Origin of the sequence: Aquibacillus sediminis, assembly GCF_005870085.1 — a bacterium.
Lineage (GTDB): Bacteria > Bacillota > Bacilli > Bacillales > Amphibacillaceae > Aquibacillus_E > Aquibacillus_E sediminis.
The window spans coordinates 83798-108437 of record NZ_SZNM01000013.1 but is presented as its reverse complement, the minus strand read 5'-3'; the positions used below and the strand labels follow the sequence as shown (position 1 = coordinate 108437).

Genomic DNA, 24640 nt, shown 5'->3' with positions numbered 1-24640 from the left:
CTGTTTCTTGCTTAAACTGCTCACTATATCTTTGCCTATGTTCACCCATGGAAACCCTCCTAGTTATTATCATCATATCCAAATATGACTTTCGTTAACGGGGTATCCACTTTTTATTCTAGCTTCAGTGATTCCGCTATTAGTAGAAAACAGCTAGTAAAATAGGTAAAAAGAGAAGAATAGTGGAATGAGGAACCGGAAAGAGAGCAAAAATGTTGTGTTTTCGTGAATTAACGGAATGAGAGACCACCCATCGAGGTGAAGCGGATCCTCATTCCGTTAAATTATCAATCTTACAAAGTCTGTTCAGCCAGATAATCCTCTGCATCTAGCTTCACGTTCACATTCTCATATGCTTCCAACAACAAATCCACAATATGAACAGCTCGCATCTGATCTGATAAGCCTTCTTTTTCAATGCCGAGCTTCATTTGCAATAGGCAACCAGGATTGGTGGTGACGACTGTTTTGGCCTTTGTTGCTTTGGTTTGTTTCATTTTGTAATCTAGAATTTGCATCGACATCTCAGATTCTACTAGGTTATAAATACCCGCAGAACCACAACAACGGTCAGCATCTTTCATTTCTACATACTGGGTACCATCAATTGATTCTAGTAATTGTCTTGGCTCCATAAAGGTTCGTTGGCCGTTTTTTAAGTGACAGGAATCTTGGTAGGTGATGATTTGTTCATCTAATTGAAGGGCCTCTTTATGAAAGTCAAGTTCCACCAATACCCGCGTGATATCCATAATTTTATTCGAAAAAGCTTTCGCGCGCGCAGCCCATTCAGGATCATCTTTTAACAAATGACCATAATCTACTAAAAAGGCACCACAACCACCAGCATTTGTAATGATATAATCAACATCAGCCTCTTCAAAGGCTTGAATATTTTTCTTTGCCATTTGTTTCGCTTGATCTCTTTCCCCGCTATGCCCTTGTAATGCACCACAACATCCTTGTGTCTCAGGAATCACAATTTCACAACCTGCATATTGCAATAATTTCGTTGTCGCATCATTGGTCGGTAAAAAGATCGTATCCATTAAACATCCTGAGAAAAAGGCGACACGCTTGGTTTGTTTTTTAATCGGCTCTAAATAGGTTGGACGGTCTCTCATCACTTTTTTCGTTGGTACATCAGGTAAAACTTTTTCCATTAATTGCATGGACTCTGGTAATTTGTTCATTAAACCTGTTTTTCTAGCAAAATCCTGTATTCCCGATCGTTGATAGAATCCTAGTAATCCTGTCATCTGAACCATTCTATTATGATAAGGAAACATGCCTTTTAAGGTCACAGAACGTAATGCACGGATTGGTGCAGAGGTCTTTTTATTTTGGTAAATGATGTCCCTTGCTTGCTCAAGCAGATGACCATAGTTAACTCCTGATGGGCAGACAGGTTCACAAGCACGGCACCCAAGGCACATATCAAGCGAGCGTTTGACATCATCATCAGGTTCAATGTCGCCATCAACAACTGCCTTCATTAACGCAATTCGCCCTCTTGGTGAATGTGCTTCGTCTTTCCCTGATTCAATGTAAGTTGGGCAGCTAGGTAGGCAAAAACCGCAGCGCATGCAGTTTAGGAGTTCATCATAGTCCATTTTTTCTTGGAACTGTTGTTGGATTCGTTGTTTTTCTGCTGTTTTCATGTTTGACTCACCACCACTCGTTTTCGATTTGATTTGGCGAATATTTTTCCTGGGTTCATTATCTGATTCGGGTCAAAAGCATCTTTGATAGTAGACATCGCCGCAATGCCTTCTTCTCCTAATTTTAGATGTAAGTATGGGGATTTCATCGCCCCAACACCATGTTCGCCTGTAATCGTGCCACCTAGTTCGACTGCTTTAGCAAAAATTTCATCGAGTGCTTTTTCGACGCGCTCCATTTCCTCTTTATCTCGAACATCTGTGAGACAAGTAGGGTGGAGGTTCCCATCACCGGCATGACCAAAGGTACAAATGTCTACTTGATTTCTTTCTGCGATTTCATTTATTGCTTTCACCATTTTTGCAATTTCTGAACGGGGAACAGTTGCATCTTCTAAAATAGTAGTTGGCCGCAAGCGTGCTAATGCAGATAATGCAGACCTGCGAGCGGTCGTTAGTGCTTCCGCTTCTTCATTTGACCTGGCTACTTGTACATCAACTGCTTGATTGGCTTTGCAAATGTCAACGATTTTATCGATATCTTTGTCTACTGTTTGGGCATCGCCGTCTTGTTCAATTAATAATACCGCCTTTGCATCGGTTGGGAGACCAATTTTGGAAAAGTCTTCGACGACTTCAAGTGTTGGTTGGTCTAAAAATTCGAGTGTTGTAGGAATGATGCGATTGGCAATAATTTTTGATACCGTTTCCGCTGCTGCATCCATATCCTCATATAAGGCAAGCATCGTTTTTTTCGTCTCTGGCATTGGAATCAACTTTAACGTTGCCTTGGTGATGATCCCCAAAGTCCCTTCAGAACCAACGAAAAGTCGTGTTAAATCATAGCCTGCTACATCTTTAGCTAACTTGCCACCCGTCTCAATAATATCGCCGTTAGGCAAGACGATTTCTAAACCGATGACATAGTCCCGTGTGACACCATATTTTAGTCCGCGTAATCCACCTGAATTTTCATTAATATTTCCTCCAATCTGGGAAATCTTCATCGAGCTAGGATCAGGTGGATAAAACAATCCGTTTGCTTCCACTACTTGTGTCATTTCTAATGTGTTGACACCAGGTTGAACGGTAATGGTTAAATTTTCTTCATCTATTTCTAAAATTTGATCCAAGTGTTTAAATAACAAAACAATCCCACCTTGTAATGGGGTTGTTCCAGCGCTCAAATTTGTGCCAGACCCCCTTGGGACAATCGGAATGTTGTGTTGATTACATAGTTTTACCACTTCAGCTACTTCGCTCGTATTACGAGGGGAGACAATTGCATCTGGCATCGATTGAAATTGAGGTGTCGCGTCAAACGAATAGACAAGCTGGCTTGCTTTGGAAGCAGCTACATTTTGTTTACCGACAATGTTTATTAAATCTTGTTTTATTTGTTCTGTTAACATAAAATTTCCTCCTTTTCTATTTGAATCGTTTTGTAAGGCTTGTTAATATTTGAATTCGTAGCTGATAGAAACTCCGACGTAACTGACTTCCTTACATCCTTTATAAAGATGAGTGCTAAATTACCGCTGCGGAAATACACTTCGCTTTCCGCGGGGGGCTGGTGAGCCTCCTCGTGCTGTCGCACTGCGGGGTCTCACCGAGGAAAATTAAGGACCACAGGCTAAAACCGTCCTTGTCGGACAACGCCTGCGTGACCCTTGCCGGGCCTCAGGAGTCTCCGTGTATTTCCTCCGCTTTGTTGTGTGCACCGTAATTTTATAGCTTTTTGCTTGATTATATACGTACAGAAAATCCCTTTTGTTGTAAATAACAATGTACTCAGACCCAGCAATTGGTTTAGGTGTTTTATTTAATGTTAATCAGAACACCACTAATAGCGTAGGTAGAATACGGAGCCTCCTCGAAAATAAAAATCGATTTTCTTCGTGCGATGTATCGCTTCCGCAGCCTTCCTTGTCCTAAGGGAACAGCGCGAGCTGAAGATCCACTTGGTAAAGTAAGGAACGTAGGCTAAGTTCGCCACGTCCTGTGGCAACGCCTGCGTGACCAACATCCTATTGGCCCGAGGCCGTGCCCTTGGAAAGCGGAGTATTCTACCGAAGCGATGTTATTTCACTCATTTGCAATCAGAAAATGGAATCATCTATTAAAGTTACGTCGGATTTTATGTTTGTTGTGATCAAAGCAACATGTTATGGAAATATTTTTTAATAAAAAGTTTAACTACATTTTATAAATAATATTCTGAAAAGTATATGTATGATGAAACAAAAACACAAATAGTTTTTAGTCACTATTTGTGTTTTCATCTAAAAAGGTGAGGGCGAGATATATGGTTACTAAAGAATCAACATTTTTAGGGTCTAGGGAAGTGATGTCATAAATTTTTCGTAACCGATAATGGACGGTATTAATATGGACATTCATCGTTTTAGCTGTTTCAGCTAAATTGAGGTTACTAGAATAATAGGTTTTTAATGTTTGCATGAGTTCATTTTCGGCAAGGATTGGACCGATTGTTCTGCCAATAAACTCCTTCCTTGTGTTCGGTAGAATATCTTGCAGGCAAATTTCTAGTTGTAAATCTTGGTAAAAGACAATCGTATCTTTTTGAATCGAGGCAACCATAGCTTTTTTTGCCTTTTGAAAGGATTGATGGACATCTAACATTGTCGTAGATGGACCAACACCAATCGCTGCAGTACAATCAAATCGTTTTCTTAGTTGTTGTTGGAATTGCTCAAATAAATAATGATAATAAGATACTTTAGGCTGTGAATGGTTATCCTCATTATGAAGAATAATAAATTTATCGTTTCCCCATCGAGCAACCACACCATTGATTACTTGTTGTAATTGGTGGTGTGAATAGTGCAGCATATCATGGGAAATAGGTTGGGCATTAGCTGTCAATGTGATGACGGTGCATCGTTTATTACTTGTCATATCAATCCCTAACAATTGCCCTTTTTCGATGTCCTCATCTATAGGGCGGGGACGTTGTAACATATCAATTACAAAGCTTTCTAATGCACGTGCTTCCCATTCAAGTTCTTGAAAGTAAAAATTTTCTTGAATGAGAAGTTCTGTCATTTTTTTCACTAAGGAACCAAATGGGATTACATTGTTGGGTTCTCCAGTTATACCAATCACACCAATTGGGACATCATGGACAAAGATAGGCAGGTTGATTCCAGCTTTAACCCCTTGGAGTCGGTGTTCATCTTCCACCGTAATCGTTCTTTCTTGTTTTTCCATACATGTACGTTTGGCCCCTTCATGAAAAGTGCCTATTCTATTTCTATCTGTTGAAGCAATGATTACACCTTCAGGATTAGCAATGATTAAGTGTTCATCAATTAAAGGTCTGACCTCTTGGACGATTTTCGATCCTAGATTTGAGGTAAGGAGCATGGCAGCTGGCCTCCTATGTTATCTCGGTAATTGAATTTTATATTTATATCGATCTGCACGATAAGCGGTACGAACATATTCGAAAGGTTGCTTTCCACTTACATAGGTTAAACGGTGAAGTAGTAATACTGGATCACCTTTTTTTAAATGTAAATGCTCAATTTCTGCTGGACTTGCTAGCGTTGATTCAATTTCTTGATCCCCATGGGTGATCGTTAGCCCTAACGTATCCTCTACATAATGGTAAAACGATTCTGAAAAATCTTGCTCGGTCATGTTCCCGACAATTGCTTTCGGTGTAAAAGTAGTTTCTACAGCTAAAGGGACATGATCTGCCAGTCGAATACGATAAATTTCTAAGATTGGATCATCTGGGTTAATACCAAGTTTCTCCGCAATGTGAATTTCAGCAGGTTCTTCTTGATAATGAATGATTTCTGTAGATGGCTCAAGTCCGCGAGCTTTCATATCTTCGCTAAAACTCGTGATCCCTTGTAAAGCTTGTTCAATCTTTTGTTCGGCGATGAATGTTCCTTTTCCTTTTTGTCGAACAAGTAATCCTTCTGAAGCGAGATTGTTAATTGCTTGTCTGACAGTCATTCTACTAATATCATATTTTTCTGCATATTCACGTTCTGATGGCAATAATTCGCCAGGTTTCAGTTGACCATTTTCGATCATAGTGCGGATGGATTGTTCTAGTTGGTAATAGATCGGAAGTGGTGAGTTTTTATCTAACATAAGATCCCTCTTTTAATGGCTATTTTCCCTCATTTTAACAAAAAATTGAAAACGTGTATACATGTATAGACAACTATATAACTATATGATAAAGTGAAAGTAGATGAAATACGAATGTAGAAGGAGTGGGAGCATGAAAGAAGCAACGTTACTAATTAAAAATGTGGAAGTTTATACGGAAAATGATGTGATAACTTCTGGGTATATACTTGTCAATGGGACAGATATTGTGGAAATAGGTATCGAAGAACAGCTAGAACACATTCCTTCATCTGTTGAGGTGATTGATGGTAAGGGAAAGAAAGCAATACCTGGATTTATTGACGGACACATTCATGGGGCAAATGGAGCAGATGTGATGGACGCCACTCCTGAAGCATTACGTGCAATGGCGACTATTTTACCCAAAGAAGGTACGACCAGTTTTCTAGCGACCACGATTACACAATCTCCTACTAATATAGAACATGCATTAAAAAATGTGGCAACATATCGAAATGAGGAAGGCGAAGCAGAAATCATTGGCGTACATTTAGAAGGACCTTTTATCGAGGAAAAAAAAGCAGGCGCACAGCCAAGGGAATATATTTTAGCACCAAGTAAACAACAATTTGATGAATGGCAACAATTGTCTGGTAACAAAATAAAAACAATTACACTTGCGCCAGAGAAAGATGTTGACGGTTCATTTATAAACTATTTATATGAGCAAGGGGTAAACGTATCGGCAGGGCACACAGAAGCAAGTTTTGAAGATATGAAAAGAGCAGTTGAATTTGGTGTAAGACAAGTTACCCATATTTGCAATGCGATGACTCCCATTCACCATCGTGACATTGGTGTAGTTGGTGCAGCGTTTCAATTAGAAAAATTACGTAGTGAATTGATTTCAGACGGTATTCACGTTAGTCCAGCAATGATGGATCTAATTTATCAAAATGTTGGTAGTGACCGATTAATGTTAATTACCGACGCATTACGGGCCAAATGTTTGCAACCAGGAACTTACGATTTAGGTGGACAAGAGGCCACAGTTTCCGAGGATCGGGCAACTTTAGCAGATGGTACGTTAGCAGGAAGTATCTTACGTCTAATTGATGGTGCGAAAAATATGATCGACTATACGGACGCCACGATGAAGCAGGTGATTGAAATGGCATCAACAAACCCAGCCAAACAACTCGATGTGTTTGACCGAAAAGGGACGCTAGCAATTGGCAAAGATGCGGATATTGTAGTAGTGGATGACGAATTGACCATCCACTATACGATTTGCCGAGGGAAGATTTCTTATAAGGAGGGATCGTAAATGAGACTTATTGAAGTGGAAAACTACCAAGAGATGAGTGAGAAGGTTTGTCAGCTAATGATTAATCGGATCACAGACCTAACCAAACCTGTACTTGGACTGGCGACAGGTTCTACACCTGAACGTCTCTATCAATTATTAGTTGAGGTTAATCAAAAAGACGTTGTTTCCTTCCAAGATGTGACAACATTTAATCTTGATGAATATATTGGACTTGAAGCAACCGATCCAAACAGTTATCGCTATTATATGAATGATAAGTTGTTTAACCATATCGATATTCCAGATGAACAAACTCATATTCCAAATGGACGTGCAGATGACTCGGAACAAGAGTGCGCTCGCTATGAAGCACTGATTCAACAAGTGGGTGGTATTGATATTCAGTTGTTAGGGCTTGGCTTGAATGGTCATATTGGTTTCAATGAACCTGGCACATCTTTTAAGCAAAAAACACATGTTGTGGAGTTAGAAGAATCGACAAGAAAAGCGAATGCTCGTTTCTTTGAAAGCATCGATGACGTGCCAACCCATGCGATTACGATGGGAATAAATACCATCATGCAAAGCAAAGAAATCATGCTTATGGTGTCTGGGGAAAAGAAAGCAGGCGCATTGGATCGATTGCTGAACGGAGAAGTGACAGAAGAATTTCCAGCATCAATCTTGAACGAACATGATCATGTAACTATTGTAGCCGATAAGGCAGCATTGTTAACATCTTCTAAAACAAAATAAATGAGACTATATAAAGGTCGAAATCATTTAAGGGTGGTTTCGGTCTTTTATGTTTTTACATTTTTATATAAAAGAAGAGTAGGGTGAGTTGTCACGGTAGATTCAGCCGGAAAATGACTGTGAATCAACCGAGAGAAGGTCAGTCACGGTAGATTCGGTCGGAAAGTGACCGCGAATCAACCGAGAGAAGGCCAGTCACGGTAGATTCAGCCGGAAAATGACTGCGAATCAACCGAGAGAAGGCCAGTCACGGTAGATTCAGCCGGAAAATGACTGCGAATCAACCGAGAGAAGGTTTGTCACGGTAGATTCAGCCGGAAAATGACTGCGAATCAGCCGTGAGAAGGTTTGTCACGGTAGATTCGGCTGGAAAGTGACCGCGAATCGACCGAGAGAAGGTCAGTCACGGTAGATTCAGCCGGAAAATGACTGTGAATCAGCCGAGAGAAGGTTTGTCACGGTAGATTCAGCCGGAAAATGACCGCGAATCGACCGAGAGAATGGCCTAATCATATTAGATCGCCTTACCCGACTTTAAATAAACAAAAATAGCATACCAATTGCAACTTGGTATGCTATCTGCTATGTTTGTTATTTTTAATAATGGGCTATTATTTTAATTGTATAGAACGCATAAATTAAACGTCAAATAAAGGACTAACAGATTTCTCTTCAAACACACGGATAATTGCTTCACTTAAAAGTGGAGCAACAGTTAATTGGGTGAGTTTATCATTATGCTTTGATTCATCTAATTTAATACTGTTCGTTACAACAAGCTCTTTAAGATCGGAGTGTTGCAGATTTTCAACAGCTATCCCTGATAATACAGGGTGTGTACAACAACCGTAAACTTCTTTTGCCCCGTTTTCCATTAATGCACGAGTACCGCGTGACATCCGTCTACCGGTATCGACAATGTCATCAATTAGGATAGCAGTTTTTCCTTCGATATCACCGACCACATTTAATTCTGCGGAAGGATTGTTTCTTGGGCCTCTTCGGTCAATGATCGCTAAAGGTGCTTTTAATCGATCTGCCATTTGTCTTGCACGTTTCACACTACCGTGATCAGGAGCTACAACAACAATCTCATCTAACTCTTTTTTTTCAAAGTATTCACTAAGAATTGGAATCCCTGTTAATTGGTCAACAGGAATATTGAAAAAACCTTGGATTTGAGGTGCATGTAGATCTAATGAAATAATTCTCGTTGCACCTGCTGTTTCAATTAAATCGGCAACTAGTTTTGCGGTAATTGGATCTCGTGGTTGTGTTTTTCGATCCTGACGAGCATATCCATAATAAGGGATGACCACATTTATGGAATTAACCGATGCTCGTTTTAATGCATCAATCATCACTAATAATTCCATGATATGTTGGTTAACAGGGTCACTAGTCGACTGAATGATGAATACATCACTGCCTCGAACACTTTCTTCCATGTTAATTTGAAATTCTCCATCACTGAATGTTGCAACCGAACTTTGTCCAAGATCAACCCCAATGGTTGCTGCGATTTCTTCTGCTAGTGGGCGATTGGAGCTAAGCGAGAAAACTTTAAGCTTTGAGTCATGGTATGTGTTTGCCAAAAAAATCCCTCCATCTCTTCTTCCTTTATAGCTAGTTGTTTTATGGTTTATTTATGTAAAACATTATTATATTAATTATCTCAGATATGTTGATTATTAACAAGTTATGTCGATTAATAGTTTGCAGAAAAGAAACATTTTGTTTAAAAAAGTTAATTAAACGTTTGATTAATGTGAAAGAACTCTACTAGCTTTCACATTCTGTTGATATGTTTGACAACCTTTGAATGGTAAGTTTTAGCCGTTCAAAATGTCGTATTCGGTAGAGAATACAATGTGGTGTTGCTGTGGAACGAAGGGGGACTCCTCACTCCGTCTCCGTTATTTTATTCTTTGCTATTACATCGCATTCTATAATAATTTGCCCTCCACCTACCTTATACTTTAGCTTTCCATGAAGATGAGCAAGCTAGATCAGAACACAAAATCTTTCTTAGGACATTCACCTATTTCATGTTCGAACATATAATAAAGGAGAAGAGCTAATCAAAAAAGGGGAGTGCTTTATGTCAGGGAAAGCAATTAACTATTATGCTGGTGGAAATACAGCAAAAGGTTTTTATGATTTACTCGCCTCTAATTTACAAGGATTAGAATCTGTTTATATCGTGAATGGTGGCCTTGGTACGGAAACTTCAACACTAATGAAAAAATTGGCTCAAACATGGCAAGAAAAAGGATATACAATTGAATTAATCCATAGCTCTTCCGACAACGACAGTTTAGATGGCGTCATTATTCCAAAGTTAAAGTTTGCCATTGTGGATGGAACGGCACCATACACGATCAAGCCAAAAGCTCCTGGTGCAGTGGAGCACTATGTGAACTTAGGAACTGCTTGGGATACAGCGGTATTAGCAGAACATCGAGATGACATCATTGAGTACCAACAACAAATCGATGAATTGTTTACAACAGCACATCAATCATTTAAAACAGGTCTGGAAATACATGATTATTTGGAAGAGATTTATATAAAAGAAATGGATTTTGAAAAAGCAAATAAGCTGACAAATCTGCTAATTGACACGATTTTTATTGGGGAGCAAAGTGCGACAGGATCAGCGAAAACGCATCACAGATTTTTTGGTGCATCCACCCCTGAAGGAGTCGTTGATTTTATCCCAAATATAACAGAAGGATTGGCTAAGCGTTATTTTATAAAAGGTCGTGCAGGAACAGGGAAATCAACCGTATTGAAAAAACTAGCCAATGCTGCCAAAGAACGAAATTTTGATATTGAATTGTACCATTGCGGCTTTGACCCGGACAGTATGGATATGTTGATTGTAAGAGAACTAGGTGTTTGTATATTTGATAGTACCGATCCCCATGAATATTTCCCTAATCGCCACGGGGATGAGATTGTTGACTTATATGAACAAACAGTAACACCTGGTACGGATGAAAAGTATGAGCAAGAGATAGCTGAATTCACCAACCGTTATAAGCAACGAATGAAAGACGGGGTTGCCTACTTACAAGAAGCGAAAGTGTATCATGATAAAGTAGCAGAGATCTATCATGATGCGATGGATGAAGCGGTTGTGGATGAAATATATGAACAATTGAATGAAGAACTTCTCAAACTAGAAAATCGGTAAACACATGGAAGCCTAAAGGCTGTCTTTCCAGGTCTTTAGGCTTTCATATAAGTATAGTGGATTACGATTGAAATTGATTATAATGAACAAGTTCATCCTTTGGTAAATATTTTTTCGGTTTTGGTTCTTGGTCAGGATAACCTAGGCCTAAAACTGCCACAACTTTTCGATCATTTGGAATATCTAAGTTTTGTTTAACATGCGATTCGCGTTTTTCAGATTCTTGTTGGTCTTGTGCATGATAGACAGCTCCGAATGCCGCTCCAATATCTGCTTCAACAGTTTCTAGCCATGCAAAAGCAGCGGCAATCGATGCGTCTTGTAACCAGTATTTGCTAACGTCTGGTCTTCCTGTAATGACAATTGCTGCAGGCGCTTGTTCAAGCCATTTCATAAAAGGCGTCGTTTTTGCTAAAACTTGAAGCTTTTCTTTTTCCGTTACAACAATAATATCTTTCGATGGTAAGTTATTCCCACTTGGTGCTAAATAAGCTGCATCAACAATAGCTTCAAGTAGGTCTGACTGAATGGGTTCATCTTTAAAATTGGTAATCTCTCTACGGTTTTTAATCGCATCTAAAACATTCATTTAAAATACACCTCCAGGAAGTTATAGGTTCATCCTAACATAAATGGTCTAAATTTTTATAATATTTAATCATCAAGAGGAATTCCGACGTAATTTAACTATTCTTCCTACTATTAAATGGATATAAATCAAGAAGCGACGAGAAAACAGCGAGAGTAGAGGATTTCCTGTCGTGATCGCTCCGAAGCGCCATGAAAACAGCGAGGATAGAGGATTTTATGTCGTGACTGCCGAGGACCAAAGGAGAATGAACATGCCGTGTACACTTGTTCGGTTAACAAATGGAATAAGAAGTAGGGTGAAATCTAGCTATATGGCAGTGCCGGTGACATCAAGTATGTTACGGTTTGTTTTAAATAAAAAAAGAAGAATCAACCAAATCAATGTGTTTATCACAAACGAACAGGTCATCATTTCAGGAAAAGTATGCTTGAAAAAGGTCGCTTTCCTACATGCGATTCCGTTTCGGGTGACATTAAAGCCACTTTGGGCAGAGGGAAGGAGGATGGCGTTTCAATTAGTCAAGCTTAGACCAGTTAATATACAGTTTATAACAAAACGAGTTCTAACTAAATCCTTTTTAAAGTATGAGAAATCGGTATTATATATTGATCTCAACCAAATACGTCCCCTTAACAGAATTCCGATCGGCAAGTTGAAGGGCATCATGTTAAAAGACGAAATAGTATACGTATGGATCGGGATATAAAAAAGGTGCCTCTTAGAAAAGAGACACCATCGTTTTACTATTTATTCTTATTGTTTTCGTCAGTTGTCTTTGATTCATCGGTATCTGAATCAAGCTCATCAATGATTTCTTCTTTCATCTCATCATAAGCTTCTTTTTTGAATTCGTCATAGACTTCTTCTTTCATCTCGTCATAAGCTTCTTTTTTGAAGTCATCATAGACTTCTTCTTTAAAGTCATCGTACACTTCTTTTTTCATTTCATCGTATACTTCTTCTTTAAATTCATCATATACTTCTTTTTTGAATTCGTCGTATATTTCTTCTTTGAAGTCATCGTATACTTCTTCTTTCATCTCATCGTAAATCTCTTCTTTAAACTCATCATAAAATTCTTCTTTGACTTCATCATAGACTTCAGATTTCACATCATCTAGAAACTCGCCACGAACTTCTTCTTTAACTGTATTGACTTGTCTTTTACGTCGACGTTTACGATGAATGCGGTAATCTTTCCCAAACATGATGAGAATCGAAACAATCATTGCAATCATCACAATCGAAAATGGCAAGGCAGCAATGATGGAAGCCGTCTGCAGTGCACCTAGTCCGCCACCACCACTAAATAGTAGAACACTGGCGGTACCTGCGATTAAGAATCCCCATATTAATTTTACATAGGTTAATGGTTCTAAATTACCACGAGAGGTCATCACACCAAGTACATAAGATGCTGAATCTGCTGAAGTAATAAAGAATATTAATATTAAAATAACCGCCAGTAAATTCGTGATCGCACTCAATGGTAATTCAGCTAATGTTGCAAATAGTGCTAATTCAACTTGTCCTGTAACAAGTTCTGAAAGTCCACCAACACCGTACATTTCGATGTTCAAAGCGGTTCCGCCAAAGGTGCTAAACCAAACGATTGCTAACAGTGCTGGTACAATCAACACGCCGCCCATAAATTCACGAATCGTACGACCACGCGAAATGCGGGCAATAAATAGACCCATAAATGGTGCCCAAGATATATGCCAAGCCCAGAAAAAGATGGTGTTCGTACCAAGCCATTCGCTTTCTGAGAACGGGGTTAAGGTTAAACTCATTGGTACAATATTGGAAACGTAACCACCAAGTGTTGTGACAAAACTTTCGGCAATAAATAAAGTAGGGCCAACCATAATGACAAATAATAATAACAATCCGGCAACAACAAGGTTAATATTACTTAAAATTTTAATTCCTTTATCAACCCCAGTAGAAGCAGATAACATGAATAATGCTGTTACAATTAAAATGATAATCAGTTGTGTGACTGCATTGTTTGGAATAGGTGAAATATGTGATAATCCACCTGTAATTTGCATGGCACTTAAACCAAATGTAGTCGCAACACCAGTAGATGTTGCTAGTACAGCTAAAATATCAATCGTTTTGCCAGCCCAACCTTTTGTATGTTCACCGAGAATTGGGTAAAAAGCAGAACTAATTAATGCTGGTTTATCTTTTCTAAATTGAACATAGGCTAGTGTGAGTCCAACGGTTGAAAAGATTGCCCAAGGATGTAATGCCCAGTGATAAGAGCCATAACGTAGACCAGCTAAGGCTGATTCTGTTGTTCTTGGTTCATATCCTAACGGTGGGTCCAAGTAGTAAAGGACAGGTTCAGCAACTCCCCAGAAAACGAATCCAACACCGATACCCGCTGCAAATAACATTCCGATCCAAGAAAACCATGAATATTGTGGTTGGTCATCAGGTTTTCCTAAGCGAAGTCTTCCGTATGGGCTAAGGGCAAGGACGATAACAAACAAAACAAAAAAAGCAGTGATAAGCATATAAAACCATCCGAAGTTTGTAATCATCCATCCTAGTGCATCGTTTGCAGCAGTGTTTAAAGAACTAGGTGATAATGCTCCCCAAAGGACAAATAATGCAACGACAATTGCTGAGACATAAAATACGGTTGCAGGTTTTTTATTTGAATATGTAAGATTTGGTTTGTCCATAAATAAATTGTCTGTTTAGGACACAGACGCCTCCTTTCGATAATTATCCCTACTATGTTTTGTCGTAGAGGAAATTTCTATTCTTGCAGAGATATTAGTTAATGTACCACTATTTACCAAATAATTAAACATAGGAGAAAATCTTCAAAATATTAGGAAAATAGATGAGGATGGAATAAGATAATAAAGAAAAGCAGAGTTAGGTGATCGGTGTGGCAACAGCAAAAAGCACCCAGAATTCTGGGTGCTTCTTGTGTACATTGTTATTACTATTTCCAGTTATGTTAGAAACAGAAATTAAGCGTTTGGTTTTACTGCTTAACATGATTCTACATAATGGTTTTCGACCATATATATTCAACACCCATACCTCCAAAAAATAATGGATGATTCTAAGTATTCGACAACTGGCTAGCCTAGTTTCCACCTTAGCCCCTTTAGTTTTGCGTAATTACTTTTCAGCAATCTTGCCTTTTTCGTACCTTTATGGGTAATGCCAATACATGTTAAGCTTGAAGAGCATTAAGTAAATGATGTAACGTTCATGTTACTTTTTCTTAGGTAACACGATGAATTCATTTAACAAGTCATCAAGTTTTTGTGATATATTGACTACTTCTTCCCCATAACGATCTTTTTTAAAGGAAAGATACATTTCTGAACGTAATTTTTCGATTTGTCTTTCTCGCATTGATAGATGTCCCAAAACTAAAAACCCTTTCATGTCTAAGATTTATTGTGAGATTCTGACCTATAAAATCAACTACACACGATCAGTATCCTATTCTAGCAAGATCTCTTAGCTTATGAATAAGCTTGTTGATTACTTATGTGTGTTGCTGAAAGAGCATGTGCGGAGTTATTTCTTGATGTATGTAAGGATTTCGATACGGTTCTCTCTATTTATATCCAGTCAGATAATCTACCTGTTATGTGTGTAGGGGATTCCTACATACATAACATACCCCCGTGAGCAAAACGTCACTTAAAACTAGTATTCTAAACTAGAATAAGTACTTCATTTCCCCCCCTTAGTATTGTAAAAGTATTGTAAATTCTTGCTTCATTTTTAGTTTATTATGACTATAAGTATCTGTAAATGGATGTATTTTTTGTTTTTTTGTCGAAATGCAAGTTTTATTGGAAAAATAGGTTTAAACGTAGATTTATCAAGGAATATAGTGTGTTAACCTTTCACTATTTTTAATGGTATGATGGAGTTTAGTATTGGAAACTAATGATAGAGAAAGGTTGTTGAAAAGGGGTTCCAACAGTGGAAGTTAGCTACTATTTACTTTTAGCTTTTTTATTAACAAAGTTGCCGGTTATTGGTAATTATCTTAAATTATTAAATACAATGGTACATGAGTTATTTCATGTACTGGCTGCAACATTAACGGGAGGTAAAGGATACCAAATAAAACTTTTTGCTGATACAACTGGACAAGCGAAAATTCATTCTAGTTCATGGATTAGTGGAGTGCTCGTTTCTTACGCGGGTTATACGGGCTCATCACTGATGGCGTTATTGTTATTCTATTTGCTTCATGAGGGGTATTATACCCCTATTATTGTATTGTTTTTCATTCTATCAATTACCACTGTTTTATTTTGGATTAGAAATTGGTTCGGTTTCTTATGGATTACGTCTTTCATCGTGATCTTATGGTTAATACTCAAGTATCAGTTAGTGTCAGTGATACAACATTTGAGTTATTTGTTGGCATCGATTATTCTAGTGGAATCAATCGTCAGTACTTTACATATTATGCTGATTAGTTTTCGACATCCACAACATGCTGGTGACGCAACTAGTTTGCAACAAACGACAAAACTTCCAGCCGTGCTATGGGGGAGTGCTTTTTTTGTTCAATCGAGTTATATTGGTTACACAGTTCTGCAAAACTATGTATTTTGAGAGAGTGGGGTGCCTTACTTGGACATTTGATCCGCTATTTTATAGAAAAATACGTTTTTTGTCAGGCGAACGGACATTTAATTCTCTATTCAAGCAAATATACGGCCAATGGACCGTTTTTTAGATGAAGGCTGTTTTGGTAAAGTTATGTTTCGTAGTTGATAAAAACCCCGTTCCACTCGTGTGATGTGTCACACAGTATAGCGGTGCGTATATGGTATACTTTTTGAAATAAGAAGTTACAAAGGGGATAGTTGGGATGGATCAAAATCATAATGAAAGGCTAGCAAAGTGGTTAAAGCGCTATCAAGATTATCGATATCAAGGAACAGAGGATACTACTGATCATGGTTGTAACCAAACGAAAGAGGCCAAAGAATATATTCATACTTATCAACCAAAACAAACAGAGGAGCAGTTTTTTGTTGGTTTTCAGCAAAGGTTTTATGCATTTGTGATTGATACACTAGCATTAAGTATATGCCTTTTTGAAATAGGGAGCTTGCCAGTGCTTCTGTTTATTTATTCACTCTATTATAGTGTCCTAACAGCATCTCCATTAAAAGGAACACTTGGAAAAGTAGCAATTGGGGCAGTAGTGGTCGACCAACATGGTGAACAAGTGACATTTATAAAGGCGGTAATAAGGTTTTACCTTAGTATTGTTTCTATATTATTGTTAGGTGTAGGTAATTTAATGGTTATTTTCCATTTTGAGAACAGAGCCTTGCATGATTTATGTTGCCATACATATGTGATCAATAAGCAATGGGATGTTGCAATGAATCCACATTGCTAACAGAATTTACCCCATATTTACAATAACATATTATTCGACGTATCATGGTTTGTTTACTTCCCTTATAAATAGATAACAAAAAAACCTCCATTCTTACATTAGTAAGGATGGAGGTTTTTTTTAGGAATCAACCAGTATTACGAAGGCCTGCTGCAATACCATTAATCGATAACAGTGCTTGTGTTAATAGATCACTAGATCGTCCACTAGATTCATCTGCTTGACGTAGTTCAGAGATCAGTTGAACTTGGAAGAAGTTTAATGGATCTACGACCGGATTACGTAGTCGGACAGATTCTTTAATATTTGGTTTATGATCCAATAGTTCCGTTTGTCCAGTAATTTTTAATAACATTTCCTTGGTTAAATAGTATTCTTCTTTAATTTGTGTGAAAATACGTTCTCTTATTTCGTCATCTTCCACCATTTTCGTATATTCTTTTGCAGTTGAAAGATCAGCTTTGGTTAATGCCATTTGTAAATTATTAATGGTGGTTTGGAAGAATGGCCATGACTGATACATGTTTTGTAACAGTTCAAGGTCACCACTTTGGTCTATAAATTTCTTGAAGCCTGTACCAGCTGCATACCATGCTGGGAGTAGTTGACGACTTTGCGTCCAAGCGAATACCCATGGAATCGCCCGTAAGTCATCAAATTTAGCACTACCTTTACGGCTCATTGGTCTTGAACCAATATTTAGATTACCAATTTCAGATAATGGTGTCGCTTGATTAAAGTAATCTAAAAAGCCTGGATCATTAAAAATGAGAGATTGATATTTGTCTAAAGCATAACCAGAGATGAGACTCATCGCTTGTTCTGCTTGTTGTGTTGGCATTTGCTTTTGATCATCCTCTTTATCAATGCCAACAATACCTTTCATTAACGTTGTGGTTGCTTGTTCTAAACTACGATAGGCAATGTCAGATAATAAATAACGGGATGAAAGGACTTCCCCTTGTTCTGTAATTTTTACACCATCACCAAGCGTTACAGGTGGTTGGGATAACAGACTGGAGTACAATGGACCACCACCACGACCAAGTGAACCACCACGACCATGGAAATACTTCAGTTTAATCCCGTATCGTGACGCGATATCATGAATTTCTTGTTGCGCTTTGTATAGTTCCCAGTTAGCTGTTAAGGTTCCGCCATCTTTACTACTGTCAGAATAACCTAACATAATTTCTTGTAGGTCATTTCTTGAGCGTAAATGTTTACGGTATAACGGGATTTCAAATAATTTTTCAATCATTTCAGGCCCGTTTTGTAAATCATCAATTGTTTCTAACAATGGTGCAACATGAAGTTTACTTACGATCGATCCATCTGGATATACTTTATATAAACCAGCTTCTTTTGCAAGAACAAGGACCTCTAATAAGTCACTGACAGATTGGGTCATACTAACCAAGTACACTTCTATCGAACGTTCACCAAACACATCATGCGATTTTTTAATCGTACGGAACGTGTTTAACATTTCTTGTGTCGTTTCACTATACTCATCATAAATCGAAATCATCGGACGAGGGTCTTGTAAAATCCCTGTTAAGACGTCGACTTTCTTACTTTCACTAAGTTCCGCATAGTGTGGGATAATGTTAACCGCTCGCAAAATCTCATCAATTGCTGCCTCATGTTCGCCACTATGATTACGTATATCAAGTGTTGCTAGATGGAACCCAAACAAATCAACTTGACGGATTGTCTTGCGAAGCAATTTAATTGGATTGCTTTTAGGGTGATGCTTTTCTATGCTATCTTTAATCATGTATAAATCGTTTAATAGCTCTTGTGCTGATTTATAGTTTGGTTCCACTTGCTTCTCGGTATTAGTTAATTTCTGTAGGATGATGGTGATTTTTCCACGGTAAATTTCATCTTCGTTGTTCCAAATATCATCCTGAATTAAATGCTTTTCGCTTTCAACTGAGCGAATTAACTCATCACTAACCGTTACAGCGCTAACAGAATGGCTAAGCCGTTCTCTTAGTTTTTCTAATGATTCTCTATATTTCTTCAACGCTAGTTTGCGATGGGTCAATAATGTATTAAAAGTAGTTGTTGCCTTGACGTTAGGATTCCCATCGCGGTCTCCACCAATCCAAGAACCGAAACGAAGGAATGAAGGAACAGTGAATCTTTTCTTATATTTTTCATAAAGGACATCTTCTAAATCTTCATGAATCTTTGGTAAAATATCAAATAATACATTGTCGAAATAATAGAGTCCGTTTGAAACCTCGTTCATGACAGTCGGTTTCTGTTTTCTAATTTCAGTCGTTTGCCATAAAATCGTTATCTCATTGGAAATCGTTTCTTCAATTACTTGTTTTTCATGTTGTGTGTACGCATAGTCCATTGCTTTTAATAGATTTGCAATCCGTTTGTGTATTTGTAAAATTGTACGTCTAGTTGATTCGGTAGGATGAGCTGTAATGATTAGTTCAAGGGATAAGGTTTCCAAGAGGTTTGACACCATATCAGGTGTAATGTTATTTTCCTGTAGTTTATTGACACCGTCTTCCAATGAGCCAGGCTGAATGATTGATGTATCCTGGGATTGATATTCACGACGTCGTCGACTACGATAGTTTTGCTCTGCGATATTTACTAAATGTAAGAATACCGAAAATGCACGTATAACATTTTGCCTCATCTTTGGTTCCAAATGTGTAATTTCATTTTGTATTTCGACATATGCTGCGTGATCATTTGTTTCTCGCAATGTTGTCGAAAGGGAACGAATTTTATTGACTTTATCGAGTAGATGTTCTCCGCCTTCATACAGGAGTACACGGTCTAGTAAATCACCAAGATATTCCATGTCTCTGTAAAGCGTATTATTCTGATAAGTTTCTTCGATTTTCAGATCCATTATGACACCCTTTCAAATAGTTGTTGTGTGGATTGTTGCTGCGATTCTTGTAATTGCAAAAATAAGAATTTTAGAACAATTTTCGGTATACGTTAACCAATTATATCATTTGTTCAAAAAAATTCAAATTTTTATCACAAGTTGGAATGATGGAAGGGTTTTTCTATATCAGGATTAGATTGTTTTGGGAATGGTGGTTTTTCTAAATAAAATTAACTCCGAAGTAATAGATGAGGATAGCGGAATGAGGGACCATTTCAAAGGATAAAACGGTTCGAGGTTCCGCTATTTCAAAAAAAGAGCCTTAATACAGGTGATAGCGGTTCATCGTTCCGCTATTAGGGTCAAAAGGGGTGGAAATCGCTAAAAAAATGACAAATAGCGGAACGAGAAACCGCTTTGTTCCTCAAAAAGGTGGATTTTTGTAAAATAACGGAATGAGCGCCCGCTTCCATCTCAGTAAGGTTCCATCGGAGTTTCTATTGACTTTGAAAGTAAAAAAGACATTCCTAAAATGATCCCATCATCTTAATCACGGCAGGTCCTAACAGGATAATAAAGATGGTAGGGAAGATGAAAATGACGAGTGGAAACAGCATTTTAATAGGTGCTTTCATAGCTTCTTCTTCTGCTCGTTGTTTTCTTCTTTCGCGAATTTCTACCGACTGGGCACGTAAAATGGTAACCATGCCAATCCCAAGTTGCTCTGCTTGAATAATACTTCCGATTAGGGCGCGAATGTCAGGGACGACTACTCGTTCTCTTACACCTGATAAAGCTTCGCGCCTACTTTTTCCAAGCCGCATTTCTTCCAAACAACGTTGAAATTCAATTGACAGGATGCCCGGTTTTTTGGTTACGACTTTTGACAGGGCCGAGTCAAAGCCTAAACCAGCTTCAATACTTACGGTTACTAAGTCTAAAAAGTCAGGTAACTCTCTTAACGCTTGTTTATTTCTGGCTTCTGTTTTTTGTTTTAAATAATAATTTGGAAAGAAACTAGCAATGAATAAACCGATCGCAAGGAAAGAAAACGTCATTCCTTGATTAAGTCCTAACAAAAGTCCATAGACACCAAAAAGGGTAGGGAGGCCTAGGAACAATGCAATTTGTATAATACGGAACTCAACAGGCGTTATCCCAAATGGGTTTCCTGCTCGTTGCAGTTTAATCTCGATCTTTTCCGATTTTTCATTTGTTAAGTTTTTTTGAAAGCTTCGTTTTAATTGCTTCCAGATTGGCGCGATGACACGTGTTGAAAAGCCGGCTTTTTCTTCGTTACGATCCTGTTCCTTGACAGTTTTGGCCGGTGTCCGAAAGGCGCTTTCCATCCGCTTTTTTACGTGTTGTTTTTTTTCTTTTTGATAAAGAAAAATTCCATATAAAACTAAACAGACAGTGAGTAGATAAAAAAATACCATCGTGTTACACCTCAATTGTTGTGAGCTTGCGAATTAAAAAGAATCCAATGGTGCAGGAAATAGCAGCAACGACAAGCAAAATAATCCCGATCGGATGGCCGATCAATGCGCCAATATAGTCAGGTTCAATTACAAACAAAATAAGTCCTAAGATAACAGGTAACAGTCCAATCACAACGCCGGAAAGTCGTCCCTGGGCGGTTAAGGTACTAATTTGACCTTGGATTTTAATTCGATCTCGAATTGTTTCAATAATTTTATCTAAAACGGTTGCTAAATTTCCTCCAACCTGACGTTGGATGATAATCGCTTGAATCATTAAGTCCAGGTCATCACTAGGCATGCGTTCCTTTAAGCGTGATAGTGCATCCTCCATTGATGTACCATACTGCATCTCGCGAATAACCGATTCTAATTCTTCCTTCATAGGTGACTGCGCTTCATCTGAAACCGATTTGAGTGCTTGTGGGAAACTAAAACCAGCTCGTAATGCACCTACAACAGCCGCAATCATTTCAGGAAGTTGATCATTAAAAGCTTTGAGGCGATCTTTTTGTTTTTTTTGCAAAATAACTTTTGGTAGGATGAATCCGATGATCGCCCCAATCGGTAAAAACAAAAGATTTCCAGTAAATAAGTTAAACAAACCAGCGATCAGAGCGGTAGAGATCCATTGAAATAAAACAAACTCTTCTGGTTTTAAAGGAATCCCCGCTCGATTTAACAATACTTCCACTTTGTTTGTTTTGTCTTTGGTTAGGATCCTTTTTCGAACGCTCTCCTTTGTACGTTGTAGATTGATGTTAATTCTAGGTTGTTTGGGAGTAGTTATTTCTGTTTCCTCATTCCCCACCCCAAGTAAATAGCGGTTCATTCGTTTTTCGATTCGATTGTTTTTAGCAAAAAAACGTTTGAAAAGGATCCAAAACCATAACAATGATGTGGATAGAATCATCACAACTAACAGTGCTTGCATTATTGCCACTCCTCATTGTCCCCAATAAATACATTCGGAGAAATAGAAAATCCAGCACTTTCCAATCGTTCATAAAACTTTGGTCGAACTCCAGTAGGCATGAGTCGACCAATGATCTTGCCGTTTTCGTCACGCCCTTGTTGTTCAAAGGTAAAAATATCTTGAAGAACAATAATATCCCCTTCAAGGCCCTGAACTTCCGTGATTTTAACAATTCTTCTTGACCCGTCCTTTAAGCGGGATTGTTGGATAATCAGGTCAATCGCACCAGCGATTTGTTCGCGAATCGCTTTGATCGGCAAATCAACCCCACCAAGAAGCACCATTGTTTCCAGACGGGAGAGCATATCACGAGGGCTATTTGAGTGACCGGTTGCTAGAGATCCGTCATGCCCGGTATTCATCGCTTGTAACATATCTAATGCTTCAGCCCCACGAACCTCCCCGATCACAACACGGTCAGGGCGCATACGTAAGGAATTTCGTACCAAGTCACGAATGGTAATTGCCCCGCGCCCTTCAATGTTAGGTGGTCTAGATTCAAGCGAGACAATATGTTCTTGACCAAGTTGTAATTCAGCAGCATCCTCAATCGTTACAATCCGTTCATCGTTAGGTATAAAGTTTGACAAAACGTTTAGTGTTGTCGTTTTTCCAGAGCCAGTACCGCCACTAACAAAAATGTTTAAGCGTGCTTTTACACAAGCATCCAGAAATTCTGCCATATCTTTTGTTAGTGTTCCGAAGTTGACAAGGTCTTCAATTGTAAATGGATCTTTGGCAAACTTTCGAATCGTAATCGTTGGTCCGTTAAGTGCCAGCGGAGGAATGATCGCATTCACACGTGACCCATCAGGTAAGCGGGCATCGACCATTGGACTGCTTTCATCGATTCGTCGTCCAAGTGGGGAGACGATTTTTTCAATTACATTTAAAACATGTTCATTATCGCGAAAGCTAACATCAGTTAAGACTAATTTTCCTTTTCGTTCACAGTAAACTTGGTTCGGTCCGTTGACCATTACCTCGGAGACATCTTCATCTAATAAAAGTGGGTTAATCGGGCCAAACCCTGTTAAATCATTTATTAATTCGTCAACAACCCGTTTTCGGTCGACTGTACCTCGAAACGATTCATTCTCTTTGATGATATCAATTGCCATCTCATCAATTTTACCCACAATTGTATCGATGTCTGCTTTTTCTTTCAGTTGTTGCAAAATTTGTTTGTGTAGCATGTCCTTTAGTTCATCATGTTTGTCATCTGCTTGTTTTACGACAGCTTTTTTTCTTTGGGTTTCGACCTTTGGTTGTTGATCTGAGGGTGATGTCGTCAAATTTTTCCTCTCTTTTGTTGTTTCTTGCTTAGGCAAAGAGCCTTCAGTTTTTGGGTTGTTTTTATCATGAATACGACTTAATAGACTCATTTACCATCTCCTCCTTTTTTTCGCTTGAAAGAAAACCACTTTTTTCGGCGTTGTTTGCCTTTTTTTCTTGATCCAAGTTTCGATTGATTGTCAATGTCAACTGGTTTTGGCTGTATAGGATCGGATGTTAGACTGGAAGCGATTTTAAACATTGCTTTAGCAATATCTGACTTTGCATGACTTGTGACGATTGGGATCCCTAAATTGATCGATTGTGATGCGACTTTAAAATTATTTGGCACATAAAATTCATTCTCAATTTCAAACATACTTGCAACATCTTCTGACTTGATTAAACTTTCCATATTGTATCGATTAATAATTAAGCGCACTTTATCACGTAATCCTAATTTTTCTAAAGTCTCAAGCATCATTCTCGTGTTTTTTAATGCGGTCATTTCTAAATTAGTGAGTACTAAAATTTGGTCCGCCTTTTCAATAATATCAACGGTCTGTTCCTGGATCCCAACACCATTATCAACGACCACATAGTCATGTTGTTGTTGAAGTAAGGTTAAGATCTTTTGCAGGTTTTCACTTGTTACTAATTCAGCATACTCAGGTTTTTCGGGAGCTGGTAGGATGCTAACTCCTGATGAATGACTTGCTAAGTAATGTTTGATATCTTGACTATCTAACCGATCGATTTCCTCGATGACATCCTTAATCGTAAAAGAAGGCTGCACATCCATGGCTAAACTAACATCACCAAATTGAAAGTCTCCATCAAGGATTGCGATATTTAAATTTTTTTTGGCTAATGCTACCGCCAAATTTACCGTATGAAGCGTTTTGCCAATGCCGCCCTTCGCACTACAAATTGCAATGACTTTTCCTGGTGAAGGGATTTCGATGTTTGATGGTTCAGCCATGTGTGTACCTCCTTTTT

The 24640-nt window shown here is 38.3% G+C and carries 20 protein-coding genes and 1 riboswitch; of the genes, 6 read left to right on the top strand and 14 right to left on the bottom strand.

Features of this window, described 5'->3' with window-relative positions:
• Positions 1–293: 293 nt before the first annotated feature.
• The 4 genes from FCI53_RS13240 to FCI53_RS13225 form a co-directional block, all read right to left on the bottom strand.
• Positions 294–1661: a (Fe-S)-binding protein gene (locus tag FCI53_RS13240; RefSeq protein ID WP_138419538.1), complete on the bottom strand. Its 1368-nt coding sequence runs from the start codon at positions 1659–1661 to the stop codon at positions 294–296.
• Positions 1658–3073 (bottom strand): glycolate oxidase subunit GlcD, encoded by a 1416-nt coding sequence (gene glcD, locus FCI53_RS13235; RefSeq protein ID WP_138419537.1) that lies wholly within the window; start codon positions 3071–3073, stop codon positions 1658–1660. Before glcD ends, FCI53_RS13240 begins: the two co-directional genes overlap by 4 nt.
• A gap of 847 nt (positions 3074–3920) precedes the next feature.
• Complete coding sequence (locus FCI53_RS13230) at positions 3921–5048, bottom strand: CdaR family transcriptional regulator (RefSeq protein WP_138419536.1); 1128 nt, start codon at positions 5046–5048, stop codon at positions 3921–3923.
• An 18-nt stretch (positions 5049–5066) separates the two neighbouring features.
• Positions 5067–5789 carry a GntR family transcriptional regulator gene (locus FCI53_RS13225; protein ID WP_138419535.1) on the bottom strand — a complete coding sequence of 241 codons (723 nt, stop codon included), beginning with the start codon at positions 5787–5789 and terminating at the stop codon, positions 5067–5069.
• A 133-nt stretch (positions 5790–5922) separates the two neighbouring features.
• Between FCI53_RS13225 and nagA the strand changes: the two genes are divergently transcribed.
• Together nagA and nagB are read left to right on the top strand one after the other, a co-directional pair.
• A complete protein-coding gene (nagA, locus tag FCI53_RS13220) occupies positions 5923–7098 on the top strand; it encodes an N-acetylglucosamine-6-phosphate deacetylase (protein WP_138419534.1) in 1176 nt (391 codons plus the stop codon).
• Positions 7099–7836: a glucosamine-6-phosphate deaminase gene (nagB, locus tag FCI53_RS13215; RefSeq protein WP_138419533.1), complete on the top strand. Its 738-nt coding sequence runs from the start codon at positions 7099–7101 to the stop codon at positions 7834–7836.
• Between the two features lie 638 nt (positions 7837–8474).
• Here nagB and FCI53_RS13210 read toward each other — a convergent pair.
• Positions 8475–9431 (bottom strand): ribose-phosphate diphosphokinase, encoded by a 957-nt coding sequence (locus FCI53_RS13210; protein WP_138419532.1) that lies wholly within the window; start codon positions 9429–9431, stop codon positions 8475–8477.
• 506 nt (positions 9432–9937) lie between these two features.
• On the opposite strand from FCI53_RS13210, the gene FCI53_RS13205 reads away from it, so the two are divergent.
• On the top strand, positions 9938–11035 hold the full coding sequence (locus FCI53_RS13205; protein ID WP_138419531.1) for a PRK06851 family protein: 1098 nt from the start codon (positions 9938–9940) through the stop codon (positions 11033–11035).
• Positions 11036–11096: 61 nt separating this feature from the next.
• On the opposite strand, the gene FCI53_RS13200 is transcribed toward FCI53_RS13205, so the two are convergent.
• On the bottom strand, positions 11097–11624 hold the full coding sequence (locus FCI53_RS13200) for a nitroreductase family protein (protein WP_138419530.1): 528 nt from the start codon (positions 11622–11624) through the stop codon (positions 11097–11099).
• 253 nt (positions 11625–11877) lie between these two features.
• Between FCI53_RS13200 and FCI53_RS13195 the strand changes: the two genes are divergently transcribed.
• Positions 11878–12333: a hypothetical protein gene (locus FCI53_RS13195; protein ID WP_138419529.1), complete on the top strand. Its 456-nt coding sequence runs from the start codon at positions 11878–11880 to the stop codon at positions 12331–12333.
• Between the two features lie 37 nt (positions 12334–12370).
• Here the strand turns inward: FCI53_RS13195 and FCI53_RS13190 are convergent, their stop codons facing one another.
• From FCI53_RS13190 to FCI53_RS13185, 3 genes are all read right to left on the bottom strand, one after another.
• The gene (locus FCI53_RS13190) at positions 12371–14323 is read right to left on the bottom strand and encodes a BCCT family transporter (RefSeq protein ID WP_138419528.1); all 1953 of its coding nucleotides are present in this window, start codon (positions 14321–14323) and stop codon (positions 12371–12373) included.
• Positions 14324–14522: 199 nt separating this feature from the next.
• The gene (locus tag FCI53_RS21495; protein ID WP_171038172.1) at positions 14523–14684 is read right to left on the bottom strand and encodes a hypothetical protein; all 162 of its coding nucleotides are present in this window, start codon (positions 14682–14684) and stop codon (positions 14523–14525) included.
• A gap of 38 nt (positions 14685–14722) precedes the next feature.
• Positions 14723–14805: riboswitch (cyclic di-GMP riboswitch) on the bottom strand.
• A 65-nt stretch (positions 14806–14870) separates the two neighbouring features.
• Complete coding sequence (locus FCI53_RS13185) at positions 14871–15029, bottom strand: aspartyl-phosphate phosphatase Spo0E family protein (RefSeq protein ID WP_246050104.1); 159 nt, start codon at positions 15027–15029, stop codon at positions 14871–14873.
• 567 nt (positions 15030–15596) lie between these two features.
• Between FCI53_RS13185 and FCI53_RS13180 the strand changes: the two genes are divergently transcribed.
• A complete protein-coding gene (locus tag FCI53_RS13180) occupies positions 15597–16241 on the top strand; it encodes a M50 family metallopeptidase (protein WP_138419527.1) in 645 nt (214 codons plus the stop codon).
• 259 nt (positions 16242–16500) lie between these two features.
• The gene (locus FCI53_RS13175; RefSeq protein ID WP_138419526.1) at positions 16501–17040 is read left to right on the top strand and encodes an RDD family protein; all 540 of its coding nucleotides are present in this window, start codon (positions 16501–16503) and stop codon (positions 17038–17040) included.
• A gap of 127 nt (positions 17041–17167) precedes the next feature.
• On the opposite strand, the gene ppc is transcribed toward FCI53_RS13175, so the two are convergent.
• The 5 genes from ppc to FCI53_RS13150 all read right to left on the bottom strand — a co-directional run bounded on the left by ppc (position 17168) and on the right by FCI53_RS13150 (position 24623).
• On the bottom strand, positions 17168–19927 hold the full coding sequence (gene ppc / locus FCI53_RS13170) for a phosphoenolpyruvate carboxylase (RefSeq protein WP_246050103.1): 2760 nt from the start codon (positions 19925–19927) through the stop codon (positions 17168–17170).
• A gap of 509 nt (positions 19928–20436) precedes the next feature.
• Entirely contained in the window at positions 20437–21348 is a 912-nt protein-coding gene (locus FCI53_RS13165) for a type II secretion system F family protein (RefSeq protein ID WP_138419525.1), read from the bottom strand.
• A 4-nt stretch (positions 21349–21352) separates the two neighbouring features.
• Positions 21353–22324 (bottom strand): type II secretion system F family protein, encoded by a 972-nt coding sequence (locus tag FCI53_RS13160; RefSeq protein WP_138419524.1) that lies wholly within the window; start codon positions 22322–22324, stop codon positions 21353–21355.
• A complete protein-coding gene (locus FCI53_RS13155) occupies positions 22324–23751 on the bottom strand; it encodes a TadA family conjugal transfer-associated ATPase (RefSeq protein WP_138419523.1) in 1428 nt (475 codons plus the stop codon). Before FCI53_RS13155 ends, FCI53_RS13160 begins: the two co-directional genes overlap by 1 nt.
• Positions 23748–24623, bottom strand: a complete 876-nt coding sequence (locus FCI53_RS13150) for a CpaE/TadZ family protein (RefSeq protein ID WP_138419522.1) — start codon at positions 24621–24623, stop codon at positions 23748–23750. Before FCI53_RS13150 ends, FCI53_RS13155 begins: the two co-directional genes overlap by 4 nt.
• Positions 24624–24640 lie beyond the last annotated feature (17 nt).

Excerpts from the sequence above, each read along its gene's own strand:
- FCI53_RS13240 (WP_138419538.1), bottom strand. The coding sequence starts at position 1,661 with ATGAAAACAGCAGAAAAACAACGAATCCAACAACAGTTCCAAGAAAAA.
- glcD (WP_138419537.1), bottom strand. The coding sequence starts at position 3,073 with ATGTTAACAGAACAAATAAAACAAGATTTAATAAACATTGTCGGTAAA.
- FCI53_RS13230 (WP_138419536.1), bottom strand. The coding sequence starts at position 5,048 with ATGCTCCTTACCTCAAATCTAGGATCGAAAATCGTCCAAGAGGTCAGA.
- FCI53_RS13225 (WP_138419535.1), bottom strand. The coding sequence starts at position 5,789 with ATGTTAGATAAAAACTCACCACTTCCGATCTATTACCAACTAGAACAA.
- nagA (WP_138419534.1), top strand. The coding sequence starts at position 5,923 with ATGAAAGAAGCAACGTTACTAATTAAAAATGTGGAAGTTTATACGGAA.
- nagB (WP_138419533.1), top strand. The coding sequence starts at position 7,099 with ATGAGACTTATTGAAGTGGAAAACTACCAAGAGATGAGTGAGAAGGTT.
- FCI53_RS13205 (WP_138419531.1), top strand. The coding sequence starts at position 9,938 with ATGTCAGGGAAAGCAATTAACTATTATGCTGGTGGAAATACAGCAAAA.
- FCI53_RS13200 (WP_138419530.1), bottom strand. The coding sequence starts at position 11,624 with ATGAATGTTTTAGATGCGATTAAAAACCGTAGAGAGATTACCAATTTT.
- FCI53_RS13195 (WP_138419529.1), top strand. The coding sequence starts at position 11,878 with ATGCCGTGTACACTTGTTCGGTTAACAAATGGAATAAGAAGTAGGGTG.
- FCI53_RS13190 (WP_138419528.1), bottom strand. The coding sequence starts at position 14,323 with ATGGACAAACCAAATCTTACATATTCAAATAAAAAACCTGCAACCGTA.
- FCI53_RS13175 (WP_138419526.1), top strand. The coding sequence starts at position 16,501 with ATGGATCAAAATCATAATGAAAGGCTAGCAAAGTGGTTAAAGCGCTAT.
- ppc (WP_246050103.1), bottom strand. The coding sequence starts at position 19,927 with ATGGATCTGAAAATCGAAGAAACTTATCAGAATAATACGCTTTACAGA.
- FCI53_RS13165 (WP_138419525.1), bottom strand. The coding sequence starts at position 21,348 with ATGGTATTTTTTTATCTACTCACTGTCTGTTTAGTTTTATATGGAATT.
- FCI53_RS13160 (WP_138419524.1), bottom strand. The coding sequence starts at position 22,324 with ATGCAAGCACTGTTAGTTGTGATGATTCTATCCACATCATTGTTATGG.
- FCI53_RS13155 (WP_138419523.1), bottom strand. The coding sequence starts at position 23,751 with ATGAGTCTATTAAGTCGTATTCATGATAAAAACAACCCAAAAACTGAA.
- FCI53_RS13150 (WP_138419522.1), bottom strand. The coding sequence starts at position 24,623 with ATGGCTGAACCATCAAACATCGAAATCCCTTCACCAGGAAAAGTCATT.